This is a genomic window from Paraburkholderia sp. EG287B, from assembly GCF_040965595.1.
Classification (GTDB): Bacteria; Pseudomonadota; Gammaproteobacteria; order Burkholderiales; family Burkholderiaceae; genus Paraburkholderia.
This window is the reverse complement of the sequence record NZ_JBFRCG010000006.1, coordinates 158,979-184,165: the sequence shown is the minus strand read 5'-3', so window position 1 is coordinate 184,165 and position 25,187 is coordinate 158,979. Positions and strand designations below refer to the sequence as shown.

The 25,187-nt window shown below is 65.3% G+C and carries 21 protein-coding genes; 4 read left to right on the top strand and 17 right to left on the bottom strand.

Features of this window, described 5'->3' with window-relative positions; all coding sequences use genetic code 11:
• Positions 1–20 precede the first annotated feature (20 nt).
• From AB4Y40_RS12320 to AB4Y40_RS12310, 3 genes are all read left to right on the top strand, one after another.
• Positions 21–707 carry an ABC transporter ATP-binding protein gene (locus AB4Y40_RS12320; RefSeq protein ID WP_368688088.1) on the top strand — a complete coding sequence of 229 codons (687 nt, stop codon included), beginning with the start codon at positions 21–23 and terminating at the stop codon, positions 705–707.
• Between the two features lie 69 nt (positions 708–776).
• Positions 777–3,362, top strand: coding sequence for an FtsX-like permease family protein (locus AB4Y40_RS12315; RefSeq protein ID WP_368687903.1), 2,586 nt, complete (start codon positions 777–779; stop codon positions 3,360–3,362).
• Between the two features lie 16 nt (positions 3,363–3,378).
• Positions 3,379–4,518 carry a lipocalin-like domain-containing protein gene (locus AB4Y40_RS12310; RefSeq protein ID WP_368687902.1) on the top strand — a complete coding sequence of 380 codons (1,140 nt, stop codon included), beginning with the start codon at positions 3,379–3,381 and terminating at the stop codon, positions 4,516–4,518.
• Positions 4,519–4,523: 5 nt separating this feature from the next.
• Here AB4Y40_RS12310 and AB4Y40_RS12305 read toward each other — a convergent pair whose 3' ends face one another.
• The 16 genes from AB4Y40_RS12305 to AB4Y40_RS12230 form a co-directional block, all read right to left on the bottom strand.
• A complete protein-coding gene (locus AB4Y40_RS12305; protein ID WP_368687901.1) occupies positions 4,524–5,369 on the bottom strand; it encodes a GNAT family N-acetyltransferase in 846 nt (281 codons plus the stop codon).
• A gap of 5 nt (positions 5,370–5,374) precedes the next feature.
• Complete coding sequence (locus tag AB4Y40_RS12300; protein ID WP_368687900.1) at positions 5,375–5,782, bottom strand: OsmC family protein; 408 nt, start codon at positions 5,780–5,782, stop codon at positions 5,375–5,377.
• A gap of 64 nt (positions 5,783–5,846) precedes the next feature.
• Positions 5,847–6,656 (bottom strand): CoA ester lyase, encoded by an 810-nt coding sequence (locus AB4Y40_RS12295; protein ID WP_368687899.1) that lies wholly within the window; start codon positions 6,654–6,656, stop codon positions 5,847–5,849.
• 60 nt (positions 6,657–6,716) lie between these two features.
• Complete coding sequence (locus AB4Y40_RS12290; protein WP_368687898.1) at positions 6,717–7,460, bottom strand: GntR family transcriptional regulator; 744 nt, start codon at positions 7,458–7,460, stop codon at positions 6,717–6,719.
• 38 nt (positions 7,461–7,498) lie between these two features.
• Positions 7,499–8,689, bottom strand: coding sequence for a CaiB/BaiF CoA transferase family protein (locus AB4Y40_RS12285; RefSeq protein WP_368687897.1), 1,191 nt, complete (start codon positions 8,687–8,689; stop codon positions 7,499–7,501).
• On the bottom strand, positions 8,686–9,858 hold the full coding sequence (locus AB4Y40_RS12280; RefSeq protein ID WP_368687896.1) for an acyl-CoA dehydrogenase family protein: 1,173 nt from the start codon (positions 9,856–9,858) through the stop codon (positions 8,686–8,688). Before AB4Y40_RS12280 ends, AB4Y40_RS12285 begins: the two co-directional genes overlap by 4 nt.
• A gap of 43 nt (positions 9,859–9,901) precedes the next feature.
• Positions 9,902–11,350: an MmgE/PrpD family protein gene (locus tag AB4Y40_RS12275; protein ID WP_368687895.1), complete on the bottom strand. Its 1,449-nt coding sequence runs from the start codon at positions 11,348–11,350 to the stop codon at positions 9,902–9,904.
• Between the two features lie 50 nt (positions 11,351–11,400).
• Positions 11,401–12,792 carry an MFS transporter gene (locus AB4Y40_RS12270; protein ID WP_368687894.1) on the bottom strand — a complete coding sequence of 464 codons (1,392 nt, stop codon included), beginning with the start codon at positions 12,790–12,792 and terminating at the stop codon, positions 11,401–11,403.
• Between the two features lie 131 nt (positions 12,793–12,923).
• Entirely contained in the window at positions 12,924–14,321 is a 1,398-nt protein-coding gene (locus AB4Y40_RS12265) for an amidase (RefSeq protein ID WP_368687893.1), read from the bottom strand.
• The gene (locus AB4Y40_RS12260; RefSeq protein WP_368687892.1) at positions 14,311–14,529 is read right to left on the bottom strand and encodes a hypothetical protein; all 219 of its coding nucleotides are present in this window, start codon (positions 14,527–14,529) and stop codon (positions 14,311–14,313) included. Before AB4Y40_RS12260 ends, AB4Y40_RS12265 begins: the two co-directional genes overlap by 11 nt.
• Before the next feature lie 35 nt (positions 14,530–14,564).
• Entirely contained in the window at positions 14,565–15,074 is a 510-nt protein-coding gene (locus AB4Y40_RS12255) for a MaoC family dehydratase (RefSeq protein ID WP_368687891.1), read from the bottom strand.
• 206 nt (positions 15,075–15,280) lie between these two features.
• Positions 15,281–15,751: a hypothetical protein gene (locus AB4Y40_RS12250; protein ID WP_368687890.1), complete on the bottom strand. Its 471-nt coding sequence runs from the start codon at positions 15,749–15,751 to the stop codon at positions 15,281–15,283.
• 228 nt (positions 15,752–15,979) lie between these two features.
• Positions 15,980–16,198: a DUF2945 domain-containing protein gene (locus AB4Y40_RS12245; RefSeq protein WP_342921677.1), complete on the bottom strand. Its 219-nt coding sequence runs from the start codon at positions 16,196–16,198 to the stop codon at positions 15,980–15,982.
• Between the two features lie 62 nt (positions 16,199–16,260).
• Positions 16,261–17,214, bottom strand: a complete 954-nt coding sequence (locus tag AB4Y40_RS12240) for an ornithine cyclodeaminase family protein (RefSeq protein ID WP_368688087.1) — start codon at positions 17,212–17,214, stop codon at positions 16,261–16,263.
• Between the two features lie 25 nt (positions 17,215–17,239).
• A complete protein-coding gene (locus tag AB4Y40_RS12235; protein ID WP_368687889.1) occupies positions 17,240–18,688 on the bottom strand; it encodes a short-chain fatty acid transporter in 1,449 nt (482 codons plus the stop codon).
• Positions 18,689–18,740: 52 nt separating this feature from the next.
• The gene (locus AB4Y40_RS12230; protein WP_368687888.1) at positions 18,741–22,139 is read right to left on the bottom strand and encodes a molybdopterin-dependent oxidoreductase; all 3,399 of its coding nucleotides are present in this window, start codon (positions 22,137–22,139) and stop codon (positions 18,741–18,743) included.
• Between the two features lie 111 nt (positions 22,140–22,250).
• Between AB4Y40_RS12230 and AB4Y40_RS12225 the strand changes: the two genes are divergently transcribed.
• Positions 22,251–23,162, top strand: a complete 912-nt coding sequence (locus tag AB4Y40_RS12225; protein WP_368687887.1) for a LysR family transcriptional regulator — start codon at positions 22,251–22,253, stop codon at positions 23,160–23,162.
• Between the two features lie 82 nt (positions 23,163–23,244).
• Here the strand turns inward: AB4Y40_RS12225 and AB4Y40_RS12220 are convergent, their stop codons facing one another.
• Complete coding sequence (locus tag AB4Y40_RS12220; RefSeq protein ID WP_368687886.1) at positions 23,245–24,825, bottom strand: isocitrate lyase; 1,581 nt, start codon at positions 24,823–24,825, stop codon at positions 23,245–23,247.
• Positions 24,826–25,187: the final 362 nt, after the last annotated feature.

Below are 25,187 nucleotides of genomic sequence, written 5' to 3'. Positions count from 1 at the left end.
GCTGCGTTTGGTTCGACATGATGCTGACGCTCGCCAACGTATCGAAGCACTATGACGGCACCACGCCGCGCAACGTGCTGCGCGGCGTGAATCTCGAGCTGCGCTCGGGTGAATGCGTCGCAATCATGGGCGAATCGGGCGCCGGAAAATCGACGCTGCTCAATCTCGCGGCCGGGCTCGACCGACCGGACGCGGGACAGATCGTCTTCGACGGACACGACCTCGGTACACTCGACGACGACGCGGCCACCCTGCAGCGCCGCCAGAAGATGGGCTTCGTGTTCCAGGCGTTCCATGTGCTACCGAACCTCTCGGCGGCGCAGAACATCGCGCTGCCGCTGCTCCTGAACGGCATGCGGGCGAAAGACGTGCCGGTGCGCGTGTCGTCCGTGCTGCAGGCCGTCGGGCTCGGCGGGCGCGAGCGCGCGCTGCCGCGCGAATTGTCGGGCGGCGAGTTGCAGCGAGTGGCGATCGCGCGCGCGCTCGTGCATCAGCCGCGTCTTGTGCTGGCCGACGAGCCCACCGGCAATCTCGATCACGACACGGCGACGCGCATTCTCGCGCTGCTGCGCGAACTGGCGCAGAAGAACGGCGCGGGCGTGCTGCTCGCGACGCACTCGACCGCCGTGGCGGCTGCCGCCGACCGCGTGCTGCGGCTCACGCCCGCCGGGCTCGAGCCGTACGCGCCCGGCGCCGGCGGCGCGTAGGCGATGCGCTGGTTCGGCGCCGTGGGTTCATCGCGCGACGCTGCTGCATCGCGTTGCCCGGGCGATCGCATGCCCGCTGGCGGCGTCGGCGCGGCGCTCATCGCCGGTGAAATGCGCGCGCATCCGCTGCGCACGCTGATCGGCATTCTCGCGATCGCGGCGGGCGTCGCGATGGGCTACGCCGTGCAGTTGATCAATCGCGCGGCGCTCAACGAGCTGTCGGCCACCGTCAACTCGCTGATGGGCAACGCCGATATCGAATTGCGCGGCCCGCGCGCGGGCTTCGATGAAGCGCTCTACCCGCGCATTGCCCGCTTGCCCGAGGTTGCCGCGGCCAGCCCGGTGGTCGAGGTCGACGCGCGCGTGGCGGGGCGCGACGAGTCGTTGAAGCTGCTCGGCGTCGATGTGTTTCGCGCAGGGTATGTCACGCCGAATCTCGTCGGACGCGTGGAGCGGGCCGATCGCACGAACGGCGCGAGCGGCACGCATGGCACGCATGGCGCGAATGGCGCGAAGGCCGCCACGCTCGATCTGCTCGATCCCGACACCGTATTTCTCTCGCCTGCCGCGCTAAGCTGGCTCGCGCTCAAGCCCGGCGACTCGCTCATGGTGCAGGTCGGGCTCGCTTCGGTCGCGCTGCGTGTCGCGGGCGTGTTGCCCGCATCGGGTGATGCGGTGCGCGTCGGCGTGATGGACATCGGCGCCGCGCAATGGCGCTTGCAGCGGCTCGGCACGCTCGAGCGCATCGACATCAAGCTCATGCCTGGCGTCGATGCCGAAGTGTTCGCGCATTCGCTCGCGTCGCGCCTGCCCGCGGGTGTCGCCGCCGTCACGCCGGGCGACAACGCCCAGCGCACCTCGATGCTCTCGCGTGCGTATCGCGCGAATCTCAACGTGCTCGCGCTCGTTGCGCTGTTCACGGGGGCGTTCCTCGTCTTCACGATGCAGGCGCTCGCCGTACTGCGGCGCCGTGCGCAGTTTGCGCTGTTGCGCGCAATCGGCGTGACGCAGCGTGGCGTGCTGTGGCTCGTCGTCTCCGAGGGCGCGATTCTCGGCGTGCTCGGCGCGGCGGCGGGCCTCGCCATCGGCTTCGCGCTCGCGGCCGCCGTGCTGCGCTATGCGGGCGGCGATCTGGGCGGGGGCTATTTCGAAGGGGTGCAGCCGCGCGTGCATTTCGATGCGATGCCCGCGGCGATATTCTTTGCGCTGGGGATGGCCGCGTCGGTGCTCGGCAGTCTCGCGCCGGCGCTCGAAGCCGCGAAGGCGCGACCCGCGCGGGCGCTGAAGGCGGGCGACGAGGAAGCGCCGGCCGCCCGGCTGCGTACGAAGCGCACGGTCACGGCGGCGCTGCTCGCGATCGCGGCCGGGCTCGTCACCGCGCTATTGCCGCCCGTGGCCGGCTTGCCGGTGTTCGGCTATGTTTCCATCGCGCTGTTGTTGCTGGGCGGCGTGCTGGCGATGCCGGCGCTCGCGCGCGCCATATTCGCCGTGCTGCCGCGCTCGAATCATGCCTTGCCGCAGCTCGTGCTGGCGCAGCTCGCCAACGCGCCCGGCCGCGCGACGATTGGGCTCGCGGGCATCGTCACGAGCTTCAGCCTGATGACGGCGATGGCGATCATGGTGTCGAGTTTTCGCGTGGCGGTCGACGACTGGCTGCAGTTGCTGCTGCCCGCGCCGCTCTATCTGCGCGCTTCGCCGGGCGGCGATAGCGCGTTTCTTTCGCCTGGCGATCAGGCGGTCATCGCCGCCACGCCCGGCATCGCGCGCGCCGAGTTTCTGCGCGCGACGCAAATCTCGCTCGACGCTCGCCTGCCGCCCGTGAGCCTGCTCGCGCGGCCCATCGATGCGCGTAACCCCGCCGCGCGCCTGCCGCTGACGACGGCGCCCCGTGTGCCTCAAGCCGGCGAGCCGCCGCCGGTGTGGATCAGCGAGGCGGCTGCCGATCTGTACGGGATGCACACGGGCCAGCGCATCACGCTGCCGCTGGCGGGCCAGCGCTTGCCGTTCACGGTGGCCGGCATCTGGCGCGACTATGCACGCCAGTTCGGCGCCATCGTGATCGACGCGAGCGACTATCGACGGCTGACTCGCGACACACGCGTGAGCGATGCCGCCTTGTGGCTCGACGCGGGCGTGGCGCCGGCGCAAGCGATGGCACGCTTGCGCGAGAGCGTGCACGGCGGGCAGCGTCTCGAGTTCGCGCAGCCCGGCGAGATCCGCGCGGCGAGCCTGCGGATCTTCGACCGCAGCTTCGCCGTGACGTATCTGCTGGAAGCGGTGGCGGTGATCATCGGTCTGTTCGGCGTCGGCGCGAGCTTCGGGTCGCAGGCGCTTGCCCGCACGCGCGAGTTCGGCATGCTGCGGCATATCGGCGTGACGCGCCGCCAGATCGCGCTCATGCTCGCGATGGAGGGCGCGCTCGTTGCGCTGCTCGGCGTGCTTGCCGGCTTGACGCTGGGCCTGAGTCTCGCGATGGTGCTCGTGCATGTCGTCAACCCGCAGTCGTTTCACTGGACGATGAGCGTGCATATGCCGTGGGGACTGCTGGCCGCGCTGGCTTCTGCAGTCGTCGTGGCCGCCGCGCTCACGGCGCTCCTGAGTTCGCGCGCCGCGATGTCGGTCGATGCAGTGCGCGCCGTGCGCGACGACTGGTGACGCGATGAGACGGCGCATGTTCCTCTTATCGCCGCTCGCCGCGCTGTCGCCAGGCGCTGCGTGGGCGCGCATGCCGGACTATCCCGCGGTGACGAGCGGACAGCCGCTCGTGTTCCCGCGCGACTATGGCGCGCATTCGAGCTATCGCACCGAATGGTGGTACGTGACCGGCTGGCTGCAAACGGATTCTGACGCGGCCACGGCTACCGATGCATCGCTGGGCTTCGAAGCGACCTTCTTCCGCTCGCGCCCCGCGCTCGACGATGCGAACCCGAGCCGCTTCGCGCCGGATCAACTGCTGTTCGCCAACGTGGCGCTCAGCGATCCGCATGCGGGCAGCCTGCAGCACGACCAGCGCATTGCGCGCCGCGGCTTTGGTCTTGCCGATGCGAGCGAGACGGACACGGCGGTACACATCGACGACTGGTCGCTCGAGCGCAACGCGGACGGCCGCTACCGCCTGAACATCGCCACGCCTGGCTTTGCGTTCGCCTTCACCTTGGCGCAGACGCAGCCGGTGCTCGTCAACGGCGCGGGCGGGTACAGCCGCAAAGGTCCGCTGCCGGACGAAGCGAGCTACTACTACAGCGTACCGTGGCTGCAAGTCGACGGTGTGCTCAAGCGCGGCGATGATTCGAACAGGAACGCCGCGCACGTGCGAGGGCAGGCGTGGCTCGATCACGAATGGTCGTCGGCGCCGCTCGCGGATGGCGCGGTCGGCTGGGACTGGATCGGCATCAACTTCGATGACGGCGGCGCACTGATGGCCTTGCAGATCCGCGACAAGGCCGGCGGCAAGTTCTGGGCAGGCGGCACGCTGCGCGCCGCCGATGGAACCACACATACGCTCACGCCCGATAGCATTCGCTTCACGCCGCTGCGCCAGTGGCGTTCGCCGCATACCGGCGCACGGTATCCGGTGGCGATGCGCGTCGATGCGCAGGACGTGCATCTGACGCTGGTGCCGCTCATGGACGATCAGGAGTTCGACAGCCGCGCGACCACCGGCGCGGTGTACTGGGAGGGCGCGGTGACGGCGTTTGCCGCGGACGCGGCGAGCACGGGCAAGGCAAACACCGCTGCGAAACCCACAGGAAAACCGCTAGGACGCGGCTATCTCGAACTCACGGGCTATGTTCAGCGGCTCCAGCTTTAGCGCGATCAACCCAGCTCGAACGACGTCACCCCGAACACGCGATCGATCGCAATCGCGGGCGCGTTTTTCGTGTACATCCTCGCGGTTTCGAACACGCTCGTCATACCGTGCCGTTCCGCCAGCGCGACGGCCGCAGGGTTCGTTTCCGGTACGTCGAGCACCATGACCTCGCCCGGCATGCTCGCCGCCAGCGCGCGCAAGAGGCCCGTGGCAACGTCCGCATCGTTGGCGAAGAGCGGGCCGATCTTGCAGCCCGCCTCGCAGCGCCGCACGACGCCATAGCCGGCGACGCGGCCCGCGTCGACGGTAGCGAGCGCGACGGCATCCGGCTGCGCGATCCAGGCGCGGAGGAAACGCTCGCGCGCCGCGGGAAAACAGGCGCGATCGTAGGCAAGCAACTGCTCGAACGGCACGTCCGCGGCTGGCCCCGCACACGCGCACCCGATGCCGCTCACGCGCCCCTGATAGCGGATGTTGCGGTACGCGAGCCGGAATCCGGACTTGCCGTAGTTCGCCTGTTGGGCGACGACGCCGTCGAGACCAATGTTACGGTCTCCCAGGTAACGCATGCCGTGCTGCCAGATTCGCATGCCGAAGCCCTTGCCGCGAAATCCGGGTTTCACGATGTAGAGACCGATGAAGCCAAAGCGGTCGTCGTAGGCAATCGCGCACAGGCACGCGACCGGCTCGCCGCGCCAGAGGCCGACGAAGAAACCGTCCGGGTCCGCTTCACGGAAGCAGCGCGGGTCGTGCCACCCGGGGTTCCAGCCCTCTGCGGCTGCCCATTCTACCGACAGGGCCACCTCGTCGGCCGACATGGTGCGTACGATGAAGTCGCCAGATTGATCCATGAAATTCATCCAATGCGCAAGGTCGTGTCGATGCGCGTGCCGCGTTTGATGAAGAGTGTGACTGGCGTTTTTTCGCAGATTTCGGCCAGGCGCGCGCGCCGCGCTTCCTCGAGCGGTCCGCCGACTGCAACGCCGCGGCGGATGTACTGGGTTCCGTCGTGATCCGCATGCAGGCTGACCTCGACGGCGATCGCGGCGGCTGGCCAGGTCTTGCGCTGCATGTACATGCGCAGCGTGGCGGCCGTGCACGCTGCGAGCCCGGAGAGCACGAACGCGAATGGCGCGGGGCCGCGGTCCTGGCCGCCCTCGTGCGGGCCTTCGTCGCCGGTCAGCGGGTGGCGGCCAGCCTCGATGGCGACGACGTAGTTGGGCGCGTCGGCGGCGAGGCTGGCAGTAGCGGTGGCGAGCGGCATGGGTGTAACTCCTCGGGGTGGTGGGGTCTCGCGTGCGATCAGTTTAACGAACGCGGCTGAACCGTCAGTCGAACTGCGCGACGATCGCCTTTGCCCGCTCGACTATGGGGCGATCGACCAGCTTGCCGTCTACGGCGATCGCGCCCGCGCCGCTCTTTGCCACGGCGTCGAGCACGCGCCGTGCCCACGCACAGTCGGCTTCGGTTGGCAAAAAGCCGCGGTTGACCGCTTCCACCTGGCGCGGATGGATGCAGAGCTTTGCGCCCATGCCAAACATTCGGGCGTGGCGCACGTCTTCCTCGAGTGCCGATTCGCTGCCAAGGTCGAGCGTCACACCGTCCACCGGGGCGGGCAGTCTTGCATGGCGGGACTCGATCACCAGTTGCGTGCGCACCGGATCCAACGCCGCGCGGTCGTCGCCCATGCCGGCGTCGGCGCAAAAGTCGAATGAGCCGAACGCGAGGCGCGTAAGCCCGGCCACCGCCGCAATCTCGCGCAACCGCACGACGGCATCGACCGTTTCGATCAGCGCGTAGAGCGCCTGTGATTCGCGCAATGCGGCGCGAATGTGGGCGAGGTCGCTGGCGCGCTCGGCCTTCGGCAACATGATGCCAGCCACGCCTGGCAACGCCGCGAGGCGCAAGTCGTCGTCATGCCAGGGCGTTTGCACGCCGTTCACGCGCACCAGCACGCGAGCATCGACGCCATGCCGTTCGAGCCAGTCGTGCAGCGTGTCTCGCGCCAGCGCTTTCGCCTCGGGCAGCACCGCGTCTTCGAGATCGAAAATCACGCGGCCGGCGCCGCTCGCGAGTGCCTTGTCGAATCGCTCGGCACGCTCGCCGGGCACGAAGAGATAGCTGCTTGCCGCTTTCATTGTGTGTCCTCTGCGCGGGCGCGCTCGTCCGTGAAGATCGTCCGCGCAACGGACGCGCCTTCAGGTCGCGCGCCAGTCGCGCTGAAATGTTTCCAGATAACTGAAGCGCTCGGACGGGTGGATGCTGATCGCCGCTTCCACGACTTCGTCGCGCCGGTTCAGATAGCGCCGGCAAATCCATAGGGCCGGCGAACGGGCCTGCGTGTTGAGCAGACGCGCCTGGTCGGCCGTGACGAGCGTTGCGCGGATTTCCTGCTGTACCGCCGCAATCTGTTCGCCAAACTGCTGCTCGATCAGCGCGTAGATCGGCGTATGGGCATGCCCCTCGACTTCCACCGCGCGAAACGCGGGGTGAATGTAAATGTCGCTGACGCAGATCGGATCGGTCTCGTTTTCGCTTCTGCGCACGCCTTCGAGATGCAGCCAGATCTCGCCGTGACTCGCACGCAGCACCTTTGCGAGCGCGTCGTCCACCTCGACGAGATCGCTATGGAGCAGCGTCAATTCCGTGTCGGCCGTGTACTGGTGCAGGTCGTTCAGTTGGCGCATGACCTGCTGATAGCCGCTCACTGCCTCGCGAGCGAGCACGCGCGTGCCCACGCCCGGCTGCCGGTCGACGAGCCCCATCTGCACGAGTCGGCGCACGGCTTCGCGTACGGTGTGCCGGCTCGCGCCGAACTGCTCGCAGAGGTCGAATTCCGTGGGCAAAAATGCGCCCACGGTGTAGCGTCCGCTGCGGATCTCGTTGATGAGCGTCTGCGCCAGTTGTAGATAACGCGGCTGCTGATTCAGCAAGGGTGTCATACGGTGAACCGGCCGGGCCGGAGGCAAGAGCAATCCTGTCATTGCACCACAGCTTGCCGGCGTAGCCAAGCGATCGTGTCGTCCTCGAAACCGGCCTCGCGCAGTACCTCATCGGTGTGCTCGCCCATGCGCGGCGCGGCGCGCATGGGCAAATCTTCGTCGATACGCACCGGCGAAGCCACGCCCTTGATCGGCCCGTGCTCGGGGTGCTCGAATGCCACCACGCGCGCCTGCTCGGCCACGAACGGGTTCTCGAGCGCCTGCGCCACGTCGTACACGGGCGCGGCCGGCACCTTGCCCGCGAAGCGCTCCATCCACGTTGACGTGTCGGCGCTCATGAGCACGTCGTCCAGTTCGCGGCGCACGCGGTTGCGATGCTTCAGGCGCGCCGCGTAGTTGCACAGCTCCGGGTCGTCGATCCATTCTGGCTTGCCCACCACGTTTGCGAGCACGCCCCAGAACTTCTCCTTGTTGCACATGAGGAAAATCCAGCCGTCACGCGTGCGGTAGAGCTCGCTGGGTGTGAGCGACGGGTGGCTCGAACGCGGCTCCCGCTTCGTCATATGGCCGCCGTTGAGATACCAGGTCGCCACATAGGCGAGGTTGTGCAGCGCGACGTCAAAGAGGCTCACGTCCACGTCGCGGCCGCGCCCGCTCTGGCGCGCCTCGACGATGCCCGCGAGCAGTGCCATCGCCGCCGTGGTGCCCGTCATCAGGTCGATGATCGAGAGGCCGAAACGCGCAGGCGGGCCGTCGGGCTCGCCGGTCAGCGAGAGATAGCCCGCTTCGGCCTGCATCAGATAATCGTAGCCCGGCCACGCCTTGCGCGACCCGGTGCGCCCATATGCGGAGAGATGTGCGCAGACGATGGCGGGATTGGCGCGCGAAAGGGCGGCGTAATCGAGCCCGAGGCTGGCGGGCAGATCGCCGCGCAGGTTGTCGAACACGGCGTCGGCCTTTTCCACCAGCTTGAGCAATATTTCCTTGCCCTCGCGGCTTTTGAGGTCCAGCGCCATGCTGCGCTTGTTGCGATTGAACGCCTCATAAAAATGGCTGTCGCCGGGGCCGAAATAGTGCGGGCCAACCGCACGGCCGACGTCGCCCCCGTCTTTCGCGTTTTCGATCTTGATCACGTCCGCGCCGAGATCGGCGAGATGCTGGGTGGCGAACGGCCCCGCGCCGTACTGCTCGACGGCAATGATGCGGAGTCCAGAAAGTGGCAGGCTCATACCGGGCTCCTTTCGATCAGCTGTTTGGCGATGATGATGCGCTGTAGTTCGTTCGTACCTTCTCCGATCACGAGCAATGGCGCGTCGCGATACAGGCGCTCGATATCGAATTCCTTCGAATAGCCGTACGCGCCGTGTATGCGCATCGCCTCCGTGCTGTTCTCCACGCCCGCTTCCGTAGCGAAATACTTCGCCATGCCGGCTTCCATGTCGCAGCGCTCGCCGCGATCGTAAGCCTGTGCCGCCGCATCGACGAGCAGGCGCGCCGCGTGAACACGTGTGGCCATTTCACCGAGCTTCAGTTGAATCGCCTGATGCTCGCAGATCGGTTTGCCGAACGTCTTGCGCATCTGGCTGTACGCCACCGAAGCATCGAGCGCGGCGACCGCGATGCCAAGGCCACGCGCGGCTACGTTGATGCGTCCCAGTTCGAGGCCGCCAAGTATTTGCTGCAGACCGCGGCCTGGCGCGCCACCGATCAAGCGATCGGCCGGCACGCGGTAGCCGTCGAAATTGAGTTCACAAGTGTCGATGCCCTTGTAGCCGAGTTTTTCGAGCTTGCGGCTCACTTCGAAGCCCGGTCCTTTCTCGGCGATCAGCAGGCTCATGCCTTTGTGCCGGGGCTGCGCGGCCAGGTCGGTTTTCACGAGCAGCACGAGGCAATTGCCATAGAGGCTGTTGGTGATCCACGTCTTCGCGCCATTCACCACGTAGTGGTCGCCTTCGAGCCTGGCGGTCGTGCGGATCGCCTGCAAGTCGGTACCACAATCGGGCTCGGTGAGGCCAATGCCGCCGCGCAACTCGCCCGTGGCGAAACGCGGCAGGAACTGCGCCTTTTGCTCTTGCGTGCCGTTGCGCTGCACCGTCATCGCCATGATCAGATGCGAATTGACGATCCCGCTCAGCGACATCCACACCGCCGACATGCGCTCCACGATGCGCGCATAGGTTCGCGCAGAGAGACCGAGGCCGCCGTACGCGGGATCGATCAGGCATCCAAACAAGCCCATTTCCTTCATTTGCTCGACGATCTCGGCCGGATATTCGTCGGCCTTTTCGAGCGCGTGCACATAGGGCTTCACCTCGGTCTTCAGGAAACGGTCCAGCATGTCGAGGATCAGCGTGTCGTCTTCGCCCTGATCCAGCACGTTGTCTTCCACTTGAGACATATCACTTCTCCGAACTACGAATTGATCTGGTTTGCGCTGTGTTTTAAACCGCCTCGCCAAGCACTGCGTGCCAGGCGCCGGGCGGCAACGTGTCGAGCGCGAGCACGGTTTCGCGAATCTTCTCCACGCGAGCGCCGGGCAGCGCGCGGCACGCATTCGCACGATACTTCGCGACGATCTCCTCGTTGCTGAGCGGCCGGCCGGCGCTGCCGCGGTGAACGGCCTCACGGTGCGAGAGCGTTTCGCCGCTCGTCAGCTCGAGGCATACCTCGCCGGTGTAGTGGCGCGGAAACGTGCTGTCGGGATCGATTTCGTATTCGACCTTGGCCGCGAGCGCCAGCACGGCATCGTCGCGCAGTGCCGAGGGTTCCAGTTCGTCGAGCGTGAAGCGCCCCTTCACCAGGGCGCTCGCTGTGACGTAAGGCACGCTGAATTGCGCGTCGTACGCGTTGGCCGGACGGCGCTTGTTCGCCACTGGCTCGCACACCACCTTCACGACGCCCTCGGGCACCTTCACGCGAATGCGTCCAATTCTGTCGATCAGTTCGGTCAGCCGATAACCGCGCTCCTGCCATTCATGATGCAGCGCGGACCCTGCGTCGGCGAATGCGTGCGTGAAATGGCAGGCCGGAACGGGCTTGATGGCGACCTCCTCGATTTCCCATTTCTCGCCGAGCCCAACGGTGGCGAGTGACAGATCGGCGTTGCCGCGCTGCTCGCCTAGATAGCTGGAAAAGAGGCCGAAGCGCCCCTCATAAGGCGCCGATGCGCCGACATACCCGCGCGACGCGAGTGCGGCCGCCGTAAACGCTGACTGCGCCGCCCAGCCCGGATGCATACGCTTGGTCCATGCGCCGTCCTGGAGGAATTCGAGGCTGCCGCTCGCCATGGAAAGCGCGATGCCTTGCGCCATCTGGGCCTGCTGGCGCGTAAGGCCTAGCAAACGCGCCGCCGCCAGTGCGCATCCGAAGATGCCGACCACGCCAGTCGGATGAAAACCGACCTGATGGAAGCCGCTTTGCGCTACTGAGCCGATACGCGTCGCGGCCTCCATGCCCGCGATATAGGCGGCGAGCGTTTGCGCGCCGTCGAGCGGCCGTCCATCCGTCACGCCGAATACGCAGGGCAGAAGGCTCGCAGTGGCGTGTATCACCCCACGCGAATGGGTATCGTCAAAATCGAGGCCGTGCGCCAGCACGCCGTTCATCACCATGGCGTCGCGCGCCGTGAGGGCGCGGCCATGGCCGATCACCGTCGCGTCACCCTTGCCGAGCACCGAGAGGCCGTCCATCGTGACGCGCGCGAAATCGGTGGCGTGCGCGGCATACGCAAGACCGATCGCGTCGAGCAGCAAGTGCTTGGCCCGCTCGCGCACGGCTTTGGGCACCGCCTCGAGCTTCAGCTCGAGCGCGAACTTCGCAAGCTGGCCCGAAATGCCGCCCGCCACTGTGTCCGTTTTCTGATCGTCTTCGCGTAGAACCTGTGGGCTCATGTCATCTCCTGTGTCTGCGCCGGCCGCCTTCGTGCCGCCGGCTGGTGAGTTCAGCGGTCAGCGTGTTCCGCGGCTGCCATGCCCGTGACGTCCTCTTCGACCACCGTGCCGATTTCTTCGAGCGACTGGCCGCTCGTCTCCACACGCAGCACCAGCAGTGCGACGATCAGGAGACTCAGGATGCCGATCACCATGGCGAGTACGCCCGAAACGCCGAAGTTCTGGAACAGCGCGACTGCCGCGTAGGGTGTGCTCATCGAAGCGGCGCGGCCGCATACGCCCGCGAAACCCGTGCCGCGCAGGCGGAACGCCGTTGGGAACAACTCGGGGATATAGCCGTAGAGGCCTAGCGTGACGAAGGTGTAGATCGACGTGACGAGCGCGAAGCCCGTGACCGAGATCGCAACTGGATCACGCATCTGCGGATAAATAAAGCCGAGAACGATGGTCGCGAGCGAGAACACGATCAGCCCGCGTTGCCGGCCAAGACGATCTCCGAGCAGGTAGCCGACCAACGCACCGCCCGGCGCGCCGAACGCCATGAGCGTGACGAAGCCGAGCGATTGCACGACTGTCAGGCCCTGCTTGACGAAGAACGTGGGCAGCCAGGCAATGAAGCCATACACCGAAACGTTGACCGCCACGCACACCAGTGCCGCAACCAGCGTGCGGCCCACCACCGGGCGCGAGAACAGGACCGAAAGCGGCAACTGGCGCGGCGTGACGGGCTGCATGCCGAGCACGGGTGGCAGCTTGCCGGTTTCGCGTTCCACTTGCGCTTCGATTTCAGCGAGTGTGGCTTCGGCTTCGGCCGTGCGTCCCACCGATTCGAGCCAGCGCGGCGACTCCGGCATGCGTTTGCGCATGATCCAGATGACGAGCGCGCCCGCGCCTGCGATGGCGAACATCCAGCGCCAGCCGAGGTGCGGAATCACCAGATAGCCCACGCTTGTGGCGATCAGCAGCCCGGAGTTGATCACGAGGCCCATGAGGGATATCCAGCGGCCGCGAAACGCTGGCGGCACGAATTCGCACAGCGTGCCCGCGGCAACGACGAGTTCGGCGCCGAGTCCGAGGCCCATCAGGAATCGCAGCACGATCAGCGTTTCGATGTTCGGCGCAAAGCACGCGAACAGCGACGCAACGCCGAATACGGCGAGATTGATCTGATACGATGCGCGCCGGCCGAAGCGGTCGCCTACCCACCCGGCGAGCGCCGAACCGATGAGCATGCCAAAGAATGTCGCCGAAATGAACGCGGCGTTGGTCGCGAGCGTAGAAAAACCCGACTTCACCATGGCGGCAAGCACACCCGCCGCAAGATAGACGTCAAAGGCGTCGAGCACGGCGCCGCCGCTGATCAGCCCGAGAATTCTCCAGTGAAAGCGCGCGAGCGGCAGCCGGTCTAGCCGGGCGCCTGCGTTGACGGACGAAGCGTTCATGCGATTGTCTCCTGAACGATGCGGCATCTGCCAGTCTGGGCCGGCGTGATGCGATGCCAAATGGCACTACACGATTAGTTATCCTGTATGTTGCTTCACTGCCGAATTGACTTCCAATATGCGGGACGGTTTCAGGCCACGCGTGATCGATGCGAGAGTATGGAAGGCAAATGCCAGTCGGTGTTGCGCTGCAACTGATGCGCGAGACGCAGCAACACATCCTCGCTCCACGCCCGCCCAATGAGTTGCACGCCAACCGGCATCCCGTTTTCACTCTTGCCCGCAGGCACGCTCATGCCGGGCAAGCCCAGATAGTTGATGCCGCGCGTCCAGTACGAAAAATTGCCGAAGCGCCGCTTGATTTCACTGGCGTCACCTTCGAGAGTCTCTTCGATGGTGGGCACCGCGTAGGGGAGGGCGGGCAACAACAAGGCTTGCGCACCGCCGAGATAGCGCTCGACGAACTGCGCCATAAGGGGTGCACGTAAGCGCAGCGCATCGACATAGCGCGTGGCCGGATACAGCAGACCGCGTTCGAGGCGGCGCAGCACCTGCTCGCCATAGTCGCCGCGGCGCTCGCGCAGCCATTTGGCCTGAATGGACGTGGCCTCCGCGCCGAGCACCAGCGTCGCTAGCGCGCCCGTTTCGCGCAGGTCCGGCAAGTCGACCTTGCGGATCGTTGCGCCGCATGACGCGAACGCATCGGCCATGCGCAAGACAGCCGCACGCACCTCTCCCGAAACGGGAGCGTCGTCGTCGAATGCGGGTACGGCGATGATGTCGTCGGGCGTCAGTGGCCGCTCGATCGCGCCTTCGAAATCGCGCCTCCCGGTCGCAAGGCAATGCGGATCGAGCGAATCGGCCCCCCAGATTGCTTGCAGCAGGGAGGCAGCGTCCTGCGCCGTGCGCGCAAGGACGCCAACACAGTCCAGACTCGGCGAAAGCGGCATCACGCCTCGCGTCGAAATGGCATGTTGCGTGGGCTTGATGCCCGTGACGCCGTTCACCGCCGCCGGAATGCGTACCGAGCCGCCCGTATCGGAGCCCAACGCGCCCGCCACGAGGCCGCGCGACACCGCAATGCCGCTGCCGCTGGACGAACCGCCGCTCACATGCGCGTCGGACCATGCATTGCGGCCGTGGCCCAGGTGCGCGTTGAAGCCGGTGGGGCTCATCGCGAACTCGGCCATATGCAAGGCGCCGAGGTCGGTTGCGCCTGCCGCGTCCAGGCGTTGGAGCACGGTAGCCGTATAGGAGGCACGATGCCCCGCCAGGATGCGGCTGCCGCACTCGCTCAGCTCTCCCGCACGGAAGAACATGTCCTTATGCGCAAGCGGCGCGCCGTTCAACCGGCCTGCCTGCAGGCCTTCTTCGCGTTGCGTGTCGACGGCGCGCGCTTGCGCCAATGCGGCCGCCTCGCGCAGCCGGACAAAGCCTCCACGCTCACCCGCTTGCGCCGCTTCGCGCAGCGCGTGCGCCGTGCGCTGCTCGCAGGTTTGCGTCGGAAGCGGGAATACCTCAGCGCGCATGTCCGGGCTCCGTCTGTTGCAGCGTTTGCGCGAAGGCGTCGGCTTCGATCCAGTCGAGCAATTGCGCCGCATCGGCGACCGCCCGTACCGTAGCGTGTGCCGCCTCCACTAGCGTAGCGGCGTGGGCGACGGTGAGCGGCGCGGCGCCGAAGTGCTCCGCCCACGCTTGCGCGCCGGCGTTGAACTGCGTGAGACTTTCATTCGACATGCCAATCCCCCTGCGATCGCAGCTACCCAGTGAATTCAGTCACCGACTCCGTGCCCACGCTTCGGAATCAGTGCACTGCGCACGAAGTCCATCACCCGCACGCCGTTCTGGTTGAACGCACGCGTATGCACGGTGACGATGCCTTGGGTGGGACGGGAACGCGACTCGCGCTTCTCGAGCACTTCGGACTCCGCATAAAGCGTGTCGCCGCAAAACACGGGAGCCGTGAGATTGATTTCCTTCCAGCCGAGATTCGCAATGGCCTTGCCGCTCACGTCGTTGACCGTCATGCCGAGCACGATGGCCACAGTCAGGCCGCTATTGACGAGCAATTGGCCGAATTCGCTCTTTGCGGCATGAGCGGCGTCGCAATGCATGGGATGAAAGTTCATCGTCAGCAGCGAAAAATGAATGTTGTCGGCCTCCGTGATCGTGCGACCCGGCCGGTGCTCGTAAATGTCCCCGATTTCGAAGTCTTCCAGATAGCGCCCGTAGCTGGCGCGGATACGGCGCGTTTCGCCAATCTGCTCTCGTTTTACGTCCATTGCCTGCGTCTCCGGTTTCATCCGACTTTGTTCGGTGATTGTCACTTTGTACGGACAAAGTATCGGGCGAAGAAAAACGCCTGTCAAGGCGCAGGATTGAGGAATTCATCCAGGGTTTATGCCGGTGGAGGAACCCTTGCCAGCTCAATTTCGGGCGTTGGCCTGAACTGACTTCGGCGTCCGATGCCCCTTGCGGGGAGCGTAGCTCACTCGATCGGCTTCCACGGCCAGCCCGTCCTCATCGCAGGTGCAGGTTTCGTTCCGCCGTTCCCGTCGTCACGATCGTTCACCCGTGTCGAGGCCTGGGCTGTCTCGTCGAGCTCGAGTCCGAACCAGCTGACCTTCTGCCTGACCCAGGCGGCGTACGATGCCCAACCTTGCGGATCGTCCGCGAAGAGTTCGCGCTGCACCGTCGAGGCAAGCTCGATTCGATCGAGTTCGGTTTCCAGGAGCGCCCTTGGCCAGCTCGCGTAGGCACTTGCGGCCCGTTCAAGAAAATCTCTCGCGCGCAAGCGAGGCGACATCTGCTGCAGAAAGGGCAACGCCTGCAGGGAAGGCTCGCGCGACGCAAGGAGCGCAACGGGCGAAAAGGGTTGAGTCGCGCCGACGTTACGCATCGCTTCGAGAACATCTCCGAGGTGCAGCAACAGTTCGCGTCGGTCGAATCGGTCGTCCACAATACGTTCCAGGTCATATTCCCCGGCGGTGGCATACGGCCGCGCGCCGGGGAAAGGGTGATGAGGGTAGCAGCGGTGCGCTTCGGCAAGCCATCGGCTTGCCCGCACGAGAAGTTTACCGACTCATCGTGCACAGAACGTTTCGAGTTGTATCAGGGAACAGCGAGCCTGTCCCTCAAAGAGGTCAGGCCCCCGGCCGACGAATTCGACCGTGTGATTCCGCGCCGATCAGTGCTTGTGCACCTTCTCCAGTCCGTCGGCGGGTTGCACCGCGTGCTGACCGTCTTTCTCGCTTTCGACCTCGTAATACGGGTCGTCCTTCGACGCGGCGACAGTGTGACCTTCCAGTTCCGTATCCCTGATGATCCGGCGGACGACCGTGCCTGTCGCCATGCCCTCCGGGGTGTTCCACGTGACGCGATCGCCTGTTTTGAGTCGATGGGACATGATTGTGCGCTCCGGTGGTTGAATCCCCCTCCGGAGTCGCATTCTTCGTTCCTGCGGCTGGGTTATTCGTGCGATACGGCGGTGTCCCCGCGTCGCTCATAGACCAGCGCCGCTGCCGCCAGGTCTTCGAGCGCCGTGCCCACTGCCTTGAACACGGTGCGTTCCGTGTCGTTGGTGCGGCCCGGCGCCTGCCCCCGGCACAGCGCTTCCAGCGTCGGCCAACGTTGCGGATCGGTGACGACGTGCCGCTGCAGTGGACCCAGCAGATCGCCGGATTTCTGGAACGCTTCCGCTGTATCGACAAACAGCGTCGCGTTCATGAAGCACGCGTCGTCGGCTTCGCGCATCGCGGGCGTAAAGCTGCCGATGAGGTCGAGATGCGAGCCCGGCGCGAGCCATTCGCCACGCACGACCGGCTCGGTGGCGAGCGTCGCACTGGTGACGACATCGGCGCGCGCCACGCTTTCCGGCAGATTGTCGACGACGCGCGCATGGAAGCCGAGTCCGTTCAGACGTGCGACGAGACGTTCCGATGCGGCGGGAACGGCATCCCAGACATCGACTTCGCGAATCGGTAGCACGGCGCGATACGCTTGCGGCACGAGACTGCCCACGCGGCCCGCGCCGAGCAGCGTCATGCGCGATGCCGTCTTGCGCGCGAGATAGCTCGCCGCCAGCGCCGACGCCGCGGCCGTGCGGCGCGACGTGATTTCGTTGCCGTCGAGTTGCGCAAGCGGCGCGCCGGTACGGGCGTCGTAAAGCACATAGGTCGAATGCAGGCCCGGCAGGCCGCGCGCTGCATTGCCGGGAAACACGTTGACGGTCTTGATGCCGAGATAACGCCCGTCCTGCCACGCAGGCATGATGAGCACGGTGCCTTCGTCGCTCGCAGTCGCGATCTTGTGGTTATGGCGAAGCGGTACATGACAGCCTTCGATGAACATTTCGCGCAATGCGTCGATCAGTTCGGGAAAGGGCAGCGCCTCACGTGTGACAGTCGAATCCAGAATCTTCATGTGCGGATTTTCCATGTGATGTCCTTCAGGGCATGACGGGCGCGTGGTAGGTCAGGGTCGGCGCGAGCGCCCACAGCATGAACACCACGAGCGGGATATGCACGATGAGCTGCGTGAACGTGAAGCCGACTACGTCCTTCGCGCGCAGTCCAAGCACGCCGAGGAGCGGCAGCATCCAGAACGGGTTGATGAGGTTGGGCAACGCCTCGGCCGCGTTGTAGACCTGCACGGCCCAGCCGAGATGCACTTGCAGGGACTTCGCCGCTTCGATCACGTAGGGCGCTTCGATGATCCACTTGCCGCCGCCAGACGGCACGAAGAAGCCAAGGATCGCGGAGTACACACCCATCACGGCGGGAAACGAAGCTTGCGACGAGATCGCGACAAAGAAGTGCGCGAGATGCTCCGACAAAGGCAGGCCGCCGGGCGCCGCAGCTTTGGTGAGGATGTATGCGATGCCGCCGTAGAGCGGAAACTGGATCAGCACGCCTGCTGTCGACGGCACGGACTTCGCGACCGCGTTCAGGAAGCGGCGCGGACGCCAGTTGAGCAGCATGCCGAGCAGGATGAAGACGAAGTTGTAGGTGTTGAGGTTCGAGATCGCGAGCAGCGGGTTCTTCGTCGTGAACTCATGGCCGATCCACACGATGCCGAGCAGCACGATCAGGATCGTCACGAGCGGGCTGTATTCGAGCCATTCGCCGGGGCGTGCGGGCTTCTCCACGTTTATTTCGATGTCGTCGAGCGATACGCCAAGATCCTGCGCCGTGCGCGCACGCTCGCCGACCGGCGCGGCCAGACCCGCGATCGCGAGTGACACGATGGTGAGCGCCGCGACGATCAACATCGACTGCGGCAGGAAGATCGTTTCGGAGAATGGGATCACGCCGGTGATCGCGAGCAGTGTTTTTGGCAGGCTGTCGGCGTTCGCCTGTAACTGCGCGGCCGCCGAGCTGAGGCCGAGCGCCCAGGTCGCGCCCATGCCGAGATAGGCCGCCGCACCCGCTGCGCGATAGTCCATGCGCAGGTCGGCGCGGCGGGCGAGCGCGCGCACCAGCAGGCCGCTGAACACGAGGCTGATCGCCCAGTTGAACAGCGACGTGGCGATGCTCACGAACGCGACGAACATCACCGCGCCGCGCGCGGTCCGCGGCAGGTGCGCGAGCCGCGCGATCATCTTCGACGCGGGCGGCGACACGGCGACCACGTAGCCCGAGATCGCGACGACGGCCATCTGCATCGTGAAGGGGATGAGGCTCCAGAAGCCGTCGCCGAACGCGATGCCCACGCGCTGCAGCGGCGCGCCGATCGCCAGTGCGCCCAGCGCGACGACGACCACGGCGATCGCCGCGAAAATATACGCATCGGGAAACCAGCGTTCGGCCCAGCGGGTAACGCATGCGGCCGTGCGTTCCATCGTGTTGCCCGCGCCCGGACCGGACGGTAGCGGCTTTGCCTGTGTGACCTGTTCCATGATGCTGTTTCTCCTCGAGCGTGTTTGCGGGTGTGTTGGTATGGGTGAGTCGTCATGCTTCGACGACAAGGTCCGATAGCGGAATCGCCTGGCATGCGAAACACATGTCGGCTTCCTCGGGCGCGTTGCCCGCAAGGTGATCGGTGGCGCCCTGGGCGATACGCACCGCGCAGCTTTCGCACTGACCGACGCGGCAGCCACTCGGCAAGGACACGCCGATGCTTTCGGCTAACGTGAGCAGGCTGCCTTGCGCCGGCGTCCATCGCGCGGTTTTGCCGGAGCGTGCGAAGGTCACCGAGAACACCTGCGATGCATCGGCGCGCGGCTGCGGCGGTGAGCGGAACGCTTCCTTGAAGATGTCGAACGCGGGTACGCCGCGCGCGACGAGCCCGTCGATGATGGACGTCATCATCTGCTCGGGGCCGCACAGGTAGAAGCGCGCGCGGCGCCGGACCAGATCGTCGTCGATCACGGAGGCGTCGAGATAACCGGCGCGGTCGTAGTCGATGCCGGCCATGTCGAGTCCCGGACGCGGATGCGCATAGCAGTCGGACACGCGCAATGCGGGCCATTCTTCACGTAAGGCCGCGATGCGCTGTTTGAATGCATGCGCCGCGCCGTGACGGTTCGCATAGAAGAGCCGCACTTCGGGGCGCTGCTTCGTCGCGGCATCGCGCGCGAGCGACTCCAGATACGAAATGAACGGCGTGATGCCGATGCCGCCCGCGAACATCACCACGGGCTGGCGCGAACGCATCGGCAGCACGAAGGTGCCGCTGGGCGCGCGCAAGGCCACTGCGTCGCCCACGGCGAGTTCGCGATGGATGTGGCTCGACATCGCGCCTTGCGGATGATGGCGTACAGAGATCGTGTAGGTGCGCCGGCCGCGTTCCTTCGCATGGCCAACGAGCGAATAGGCGCGTGTGGTGCCGCGTTCGCCAAGCTTTGCGACGTGCACGCTCACGTGCTGTCCCGGCAGATAGTCGGGCAGGGTGCCTTCGTCTCGAGCGGCGAACGTCACGGTGCGCACGCCTTCGGCTTCGTCGGCGAGCTTCGTCACGACGAAGTCGCGCCAGCCGTTCCACGCACGCCGCTTGCGTTCGAACGACGGGTCGCGCTGCAAATCGCAGGCGAGCGCTCGCATCGGCATGGAGCCGGACAGCGGATCGTATTGCCTGCCCGACACCAGATTGCTGAAGTTGCTGTTGAGCTTGCCGCGCGCATCGAAGCCTTGCATGCCGAGTTCGTCGCATGCCTGCCACCAGCCGTATTCGGCGACGAGCACGTCATCGGCGAGGGCGTTCTCGATACGCGCGACGAAACGCGCCGAGCCGTGCATGGTACGCAACACCACCCAGTCGTCGTTCTCGATGCCCTTGCTGGCCGCGAGCGCCGCGCTCAATTCGACCAGCGGATATGGCGCGCGCTTGCGCAGCCGCGTCACGCCGCGATGCTGGCTGTGACAGTAATAGCCATTCTTGGTCGAGGTGAGCACGTAGGGCCAGGCCGGGTCGCGCGCTTCCTTTGCGAGGCCAGCGGGCGGCACGTAAGCCGGCACCGGCGGGTAGCCGTGCCGCAACAGCTTCTCCGAATACAGCTCCACACGCAGCGTTTCGGTGCGAAAGCCGCGCGGACCGTCGTGCATCGGCAGCGCGTATTGCTTCTCGCGTTGTTCGAGCGGGCGCGAAATGCCTTCGGGATGCGCGCGCAACGTCGCCACATCGAGACCGAGCGGGGCGAGCATGTGATTCCATCCCGCTTCGATGCTGCCGCCGAAGAACGCGTCGCCCATGCCGAGACGCGTCGCGAGCGCGAACACGACGTCGTAGTCGGCGCGGCTTTCGCCACGCGGGGTCACCATGCGTTGTCGCAGTTGCACGAGTTCCACCGCGCGCTCGTCGATTTCAAAGCCGATGCGCAAGCCCTCGCGTTCCCACGGCGTGTTGATCGGCAGAAAGATGTCCGCGTAGCGCGACGACGGGGTTTCGTAGAGGTCGCAATGCACGTGAAATTCGAGCTGACTCAGCGCGGCGTGCGCGGCTTCGGCATCGGGCTGCGAGACGAGCGGATTGGTGCCGAACGCGAACAGTGCACGCACCTTGTACGGTTCGCCTTCGAGCATCGCACGGTACATGTCCCGCGCCGTGATCCAGCCTTGCGCGGGCGGACCGAGCGGGCGTTCGCCGAGGCCGAGCGCCTTGGCGCGCTGCTGCGGCGCACAGAGCGCGTAGGTGCTCACGGCATTGGCCGGTTGCTTGACGAACTCGCGATTCGAGCCGCACGTGTCGAAGGCGCCCGTCAGCGCGTAGAGCGTGGCGATGGCGCGCTCGGTTTGCGTCGCATTGGTGTGCTGGCCGACGCCCGACCACGCGTGATACGCGATGCGCCGACCCGGCGCGAGCAGCGCGGCGGCGCGTTCGAGCGCATCGGGAGCGACGCCGGTGATGGCTTCGACGCGCTCGGGCGTGAAGTCATCGAGCGCGCGCCAGTAGCAGGCGAATGCCGGTTCGCATGCATAGGTGGCGACTGTGTACAGGCCGTCGAGCGCCAGGTCGTCGGGCGTCGTGTGCGCGTCCTCGCCGAGCGCTTGCGCACGGCCGCGCGTCGCGTTCCATACGACGTAACGATTCGCGGGCGCGCGGGGTTCGATATCGCGCTCGCGCAGAAACTGCCCGTTGTCGCGTCTTACCAGCAGAGGCGCATTGGTCCATGTGCGCACGAACGTGTCGTCATAGGCGCGCGTGTCGATGATGTGGCGCGCGATGCCCATCGCCAGCGCGGCGTCGGTGCCGGGACGCACGCGCAGCCAGACATCGGCCTCACGCGCGAGGGCGGTCGGACGCGGATCGGCGACGATCAGCTTCGCGCCATTCCGGCGTCCCGCCGCGATCGCGTCGGCCTGCGCGAGCCACGTGTTGGCGGGGTTCGTGCCCCACAGGAGCATGACTTCGGCGTGCCGGTAGTCGGCAACCGGAATCCCGCAGCCGAACGTGAACGCATGCGCGACGTCCTTGTGCCAGTTGCAGATTTCCGTCGCGTAGCAGATGTTGGGGCTGCCGTAGGACCAGATGAAGCGTTCGACCCAGTCGATGCTGTCGCTCATCGGTGTGCCGCTGGGCGTCGTCACGCCGAATGCGACCGATTCCGCGCCGTGCTCGCGGCGCAGCCTGTCGAGCTTCGCGGCGATTTCGTCGAGCGCCTCGTCCCAGCCGATGCGCACCCAGCCCGGATCGCCGGCACCCTTCGGCGCGGTGCGGCGCATCGGATGAAGCACGCGGTGCGGGCTATGCACGAGTTCCGGCGCGGACTTGCCCTTCAGGCACATCGCGTGGCCTGTCGGGTGCTCGCGGTCGGGGCGCACTTCCGTCAACTGATCGCCGCGCACGATGTTGATCGTGCCGCAGCGCGAGCGGCAAAGCGTGCAATAGCCCTTTTTTTCCTGTACTTCCATCTCTTCTCCGGGTTCGATAGGGCTATGCTACGAAACCAGAAACGATGCCAAATTCATATTTTTGATCCGGCAATATAGAGTTTTTCAATACCTCACATTCGGGCGTTTCCTATGCCGCGCCAGATCACCCTGCGCCAGATCGAGTACTTTTTATCCGTCGCCGACACCGGGCAGATTTCGCATTCGTCGAATCTTTGCAACGTGTCGCAGTCGTCGATGACCATCGCGCTGCAAAACCTCGAGGACGCGGTTGGCGTGCCGCTTTTGTCGCGCCATGCCAAGGGAGTGCGCCTCACCGATGCGGGTGTGCGATTCATGCGGCACGTGCAGCAGGCGCAACAGTCGGTGCAGGAGGCCGTGCTCGCGGCGCAGGAGGTGCCGGAGCAGATTTCGGGGCGGGTGTGTATCGGCATGACGGAGACGATTTCCGCGTATCTGTTGCCGTCGTTGATGTCGACCGTCACGCGGCGCTTCCGCAATCTGCAGGTGGAGGTCATCGAGCGCGAGCGCGAAACCATCGAACGCCAGTTGCTCGACGGCGAACTGGACATGGCGCTGCTGCTCGTCTCCAACACCGCGCTGCACGACGACCTGAAGTGCGAAACCATGATCCGTTCACCGCGCCGGTTGTGGACCCCGCCCGATCATCCGTTGCTCGAAGCGCAGCGCGTGACGCTCGAAGACGTCGCGCAGGAGAACTATCTTTTGCTCGACATGGACGAGCACGTGCAGACGGTCGCGCGTTACTGGGGAAAGTATGGCGTCTCGCCGCGCGTGCGCATGCAGAGCACGTCGATCGAGGCGGTGCGCAGTCTCGTCGCGTTGGGCGAGGGCGTGACCATTCTTTCGGATCTCGTTTATCGGCCGTGGTCGCTGGAAGGCAACCGCATCAGCCGCAGGGACCTGAGTGTTGCAGTGCCGACCATGGACGTGGGCGCGGTATGGCATCGTGACGTGACCTTGAGCCGCCAGGTCAGGGTGCTACTCGATCTGTTCAGGTCGTGGAAGCACAGTGCGGCGTGACAGGCCGCTGCACGAGCGATCTCGACGCATAAAAAAACGCCAACCCGAAAGGATTGGCGTTGTACATGGGGGCTGACGACTATCAGAACTGATTCATCGTGTTGTCTTTACCCGCCGCCTTCAGCGCCGCTTCGCCGCTGAAATACTCCTTGTGGTCGTCGCCGATATCCGAGCCGGACATGTTCTGGTGCTTGACGCAGGCGATGCCCTGGCGGATTTCCTTGCGCTGCACGCCAGCCACATAACCGAGCATGCCCTGGTCGCCGAAGTATTCGCGGGCGAGGTTGTCGGTCGACAGCGCAGCGGTGTGATACGTCGGCAGCGTAATCAGGTGATGGAAGATGCCGGCTTCGCGCGACGCATCGGACTGGAAGGTGCGGATCTTTTCGTCGGCGGCCTTCGCCAGTTCGCTCTCGTCGTACTCCACGCTCATCAGCTGGGCGCGGTCGTATGCCGACACATCCTTGCCCGCGGCCTTCATCGCGTCATACGCCTGCTGGCGGAAGTTCAGCGTCCAGTTGAACGACGGGCTGTTGTTGTACACCAGCTTGGCGTTCGGGATGACCTTGCGAATCTCGTTGACCATGCCGGCGATCTGGGCGATATGCGGTTTTTCGGTTTCGATCCACAGCAGGTCAGCACCGTTTTGCAGCGAGGTGATGCAGTCCAGCACGCAACGCGCCTCGCCCGTGCCGGCGCGGAACTGGAACAGGTTGCTCGGCAGGCGCTTCGGACGCAGCAGCTTGCCGTCGCGCTTGATGACGACGTCACCGTTGCCCAGTGCGTCGGCCGCGATTTCGTCGCAGTCGAGGAACGAGTTGTACTGGTCGCCCAGGTCGCCCGGCGTGTGGGTCACGGCGATCTGCTTGGTCAGGCCGGCGCCCAGCGAGTCGGTGCGGCACACGATGATGCCGTCGTCCACGCCCAGTTCCAGGAAGGCGTAGCGGATCGCGCGGACCTTGGCCAGGAAGTCCTCGTGCGGCACGGTGACCTTGCCGTCCTGGTGGCCGCACTGCTTCTCGTCGGACACCTGGTTTTCGATCTGGATGCAGCATGCGCCCGCTTCGATGAACTGCTTGGCGAGCAGGTAGGTGGCTTCCGCGTTGCCGAAGCCCGCGTCGATGTCGGCGATGATCGGCACGACGTGGGTGACGTGGTTGTCGATCTTCTCCTGGATGGCGGCCTTGGCCGGGCCAACAGCTGCGTCCAGCTGGCGGAACAGGCCGCCCAGTTCACGGGCGTCGGCCTGGCGCAGGAAGGTGTACAGCTCGCGGATCAGCGCGCTGACGGAGGTCTTCTCGTGCATCGACTGGTCCGGCAGCGGGCCGAACTCGGAGCGCAGCGCGGCCACCATCCAGCCGGACAGGTAAAGGTAGCGGCGCTCGGTGCTGTTGAAGTGCTTCTTAATGGAGATCATCTTCTGCTGGCCAATGAAGCCGTGCCAGCAACCCAGCGACTGCGTGTACTTCGACGGATCGGCGTCGTAGGCGGCCATGTCGGCGCGCATGATCTTCGCCGTGTACTTCGCGATGTCGAGGCCCGTCTTGAACTTGTTCTGGGCCCGCATGCGTGCGGCAGATTCGGGATTGATGGCATTCCAGGCGCTGCCTTGTTTCTCCTTCAAACCAGCCACTGCCTTGATGTCGTCTTGATATTGAGCCATGTGTATCTCCTAAGTCTCCGAAGAGCAAAGCGCGATTGAATGAATGGTTCAGCGTGCCGCCACGTAAGTCGAAGCGAACTGCATGGCTCAATTGTAGGGTCTTCCTGATGCGTCGCAGCAAAGTCTTATATAAGACATATGAGTTATTTATTCTTTATTTATCAAATAGATAGCGAACAATTTTTGCGCTGTAGAACATGTTTTCATAAAGCGAAATGGCGCCGCTTCGGGAATTCAAGCTGTATTTCACGATGTGAAGTGCGCTTTCGGTTGCCGGGGACGGGCGAGCGCGAATGGCTCGAGCAACGATAGATGGGGGTTTTGGTAGACGTCCGTTGTGACGAACGGACGTCTCAGCGCGC

Excerpts from the sequence above, each read along its gene's own strand:
- AB4Y40_RS12320 (WP_368688088.1), top strand. The coding sequence starts at position 21 with ATGCTGACGCTCGCCAACGTATCGAAGCACTATGACGGCACCACGCCG.
- AB4Y40_RS12315 (WP_368687903.1), top strand. The coding sequence starts at position 777 with ATGCCCGCTGGCGGCGTCGGCGCGGCGCTCATCGCCGGTGAAATGCGC.
- AB4Y40_RS12310 (WP_368687902.1), top strand. The coding sequence starts at position 3,379 with ATGTTCCTCTTATCGCCGCTCGCCGCGCTGTCGCCAGGCGCTGCGTGG.
- AB4Y40_RS12305 (WP_368687901.1), bottom strand. The coding sequence starts at position 5,369 with ATGGATCAATCTGGCGACTTCATCGTACGCACCATGTCGGCCGACGAG.
- AB4Y40_RS12300 (WP_368687900.1), bottom strand. The coding sequence starts at position 5,782 with ATGCCGCTCGCCACCGCTACTGCCAGCCTCGCCGCCGACGCGCCCAAC.
- AB4Y40_RS12295 (WP_368687899.1), bottom strand. The coding sequence starts at position 6,656 with ATGAAAGCGGCAAGCAGCTATCTCTTCGTGCCCGGCGAGCGTGCCGAG.
- AB4Y40_RS12290 (WP_368687898.1), bottom strand. The coding sequence starts at position 7,460 with ATGACACCCTTGCTGAATCAGCAGCCGCGTTATCTACAACTGGCGCAG.
- AB4Y40_RS12285 (WP_368687897.1), bottom strand. The coding sequence starts at position 8,689 with ATGAGCCTGCCACTTTCTGGACTCCGCATCATTGCCGTCGAGCAGTAC.
- AB4Y40_RS12280 (WP_368687896.1), bottom strand. The coding sequence starts at position 9,858 with ATGTCTCAAGTGGAAGACAACGTGCTGGATCAGGGCGAAGACGACACG.
- AB4Y40_RS12275 (WP_368687895.1), bottom strand. The coding sequence starts at position 11,350 with ATGAGCCCACAGGTTCTACGCGAAGACGATCAGAAAACGGACACAGTG.
- AB4Y40_RS12270 (WP_368687894.1), bottom strand. The coding sequence starts at position 12,792 with ATGAACGCTTCGTCCGTCAACGCAGGCGCCCGGCTAGACCGGCTGCCG.
- AB4Y40_RS12265 (WP_368687893.1), bottom strand. The coding sequence starts at position 14,321 with ATGCGCGCTGAGGTATTCCCGCTTCCGACGCAAACCTGCGAGCAGCGC.
- AB4Y40_RS12260 (WP_368687892.1), bottom strand. The coding sequence starts at position 14,529 with ATGTCGAATGAAAGTCTCACGCAGTTCAACGCCGGCGCGCAAGCGTGG.
- AB4Y40_RS12255 (WP_368687891.1), bottom strand. The coding sequence starts at position 15,074 with ATGGACGTAAAACGAGAGCAGATTGGCGAAACGCGCCGTATCCGCGCC.
- AB4Y40_RS12245 (WP_342921677.1), bottom strand. The coding sequence starts at position 16,198 with ATGTCCCATCGACTCAAAACAGGCGATCGCGTCACGTGGAACACCCCG.
- AB4Y40_RS12240 (WP_368688087.1), bottom strand. The coding sequence starts at position 17,214 with ATGAAGATTCTGGATTCGACTGTCACACGTGAGGCGCTGCCCTTTCCC.
- AB4Y40_RS12235 (WP_368687889.1), bottom strand. The coding sequence starts at position 18,688 with ATGGAACAGGTCACACAGGCAAAGCCGCTACCGTCCGGTCCGGGCGCG.
- AB4Y40_RS12230 (WP_368687888.1), bottom strand. The coding sequence starts at position 22,139 with ATGGAAGTACAGGAAAAAAAGGGCTATTGCACGCTTTGCCGCTCGCGC.
- AB4Y40_RS12225 (WP_368687887.1), top strand. The coding sequence starts at position 22,251 with ATGCCGCGCCAGATCACCCTGCGCCAGATCGAGTACTTTTTATCCGTC.
- AB4Y40_RS12220 (WP_368687886.1), bottom strand. The coding sequence starts at position 24,825 with ATGGCTCAATATCAAGACGACATCAAGGCAGTGGCTGGTTTGAAGGAG.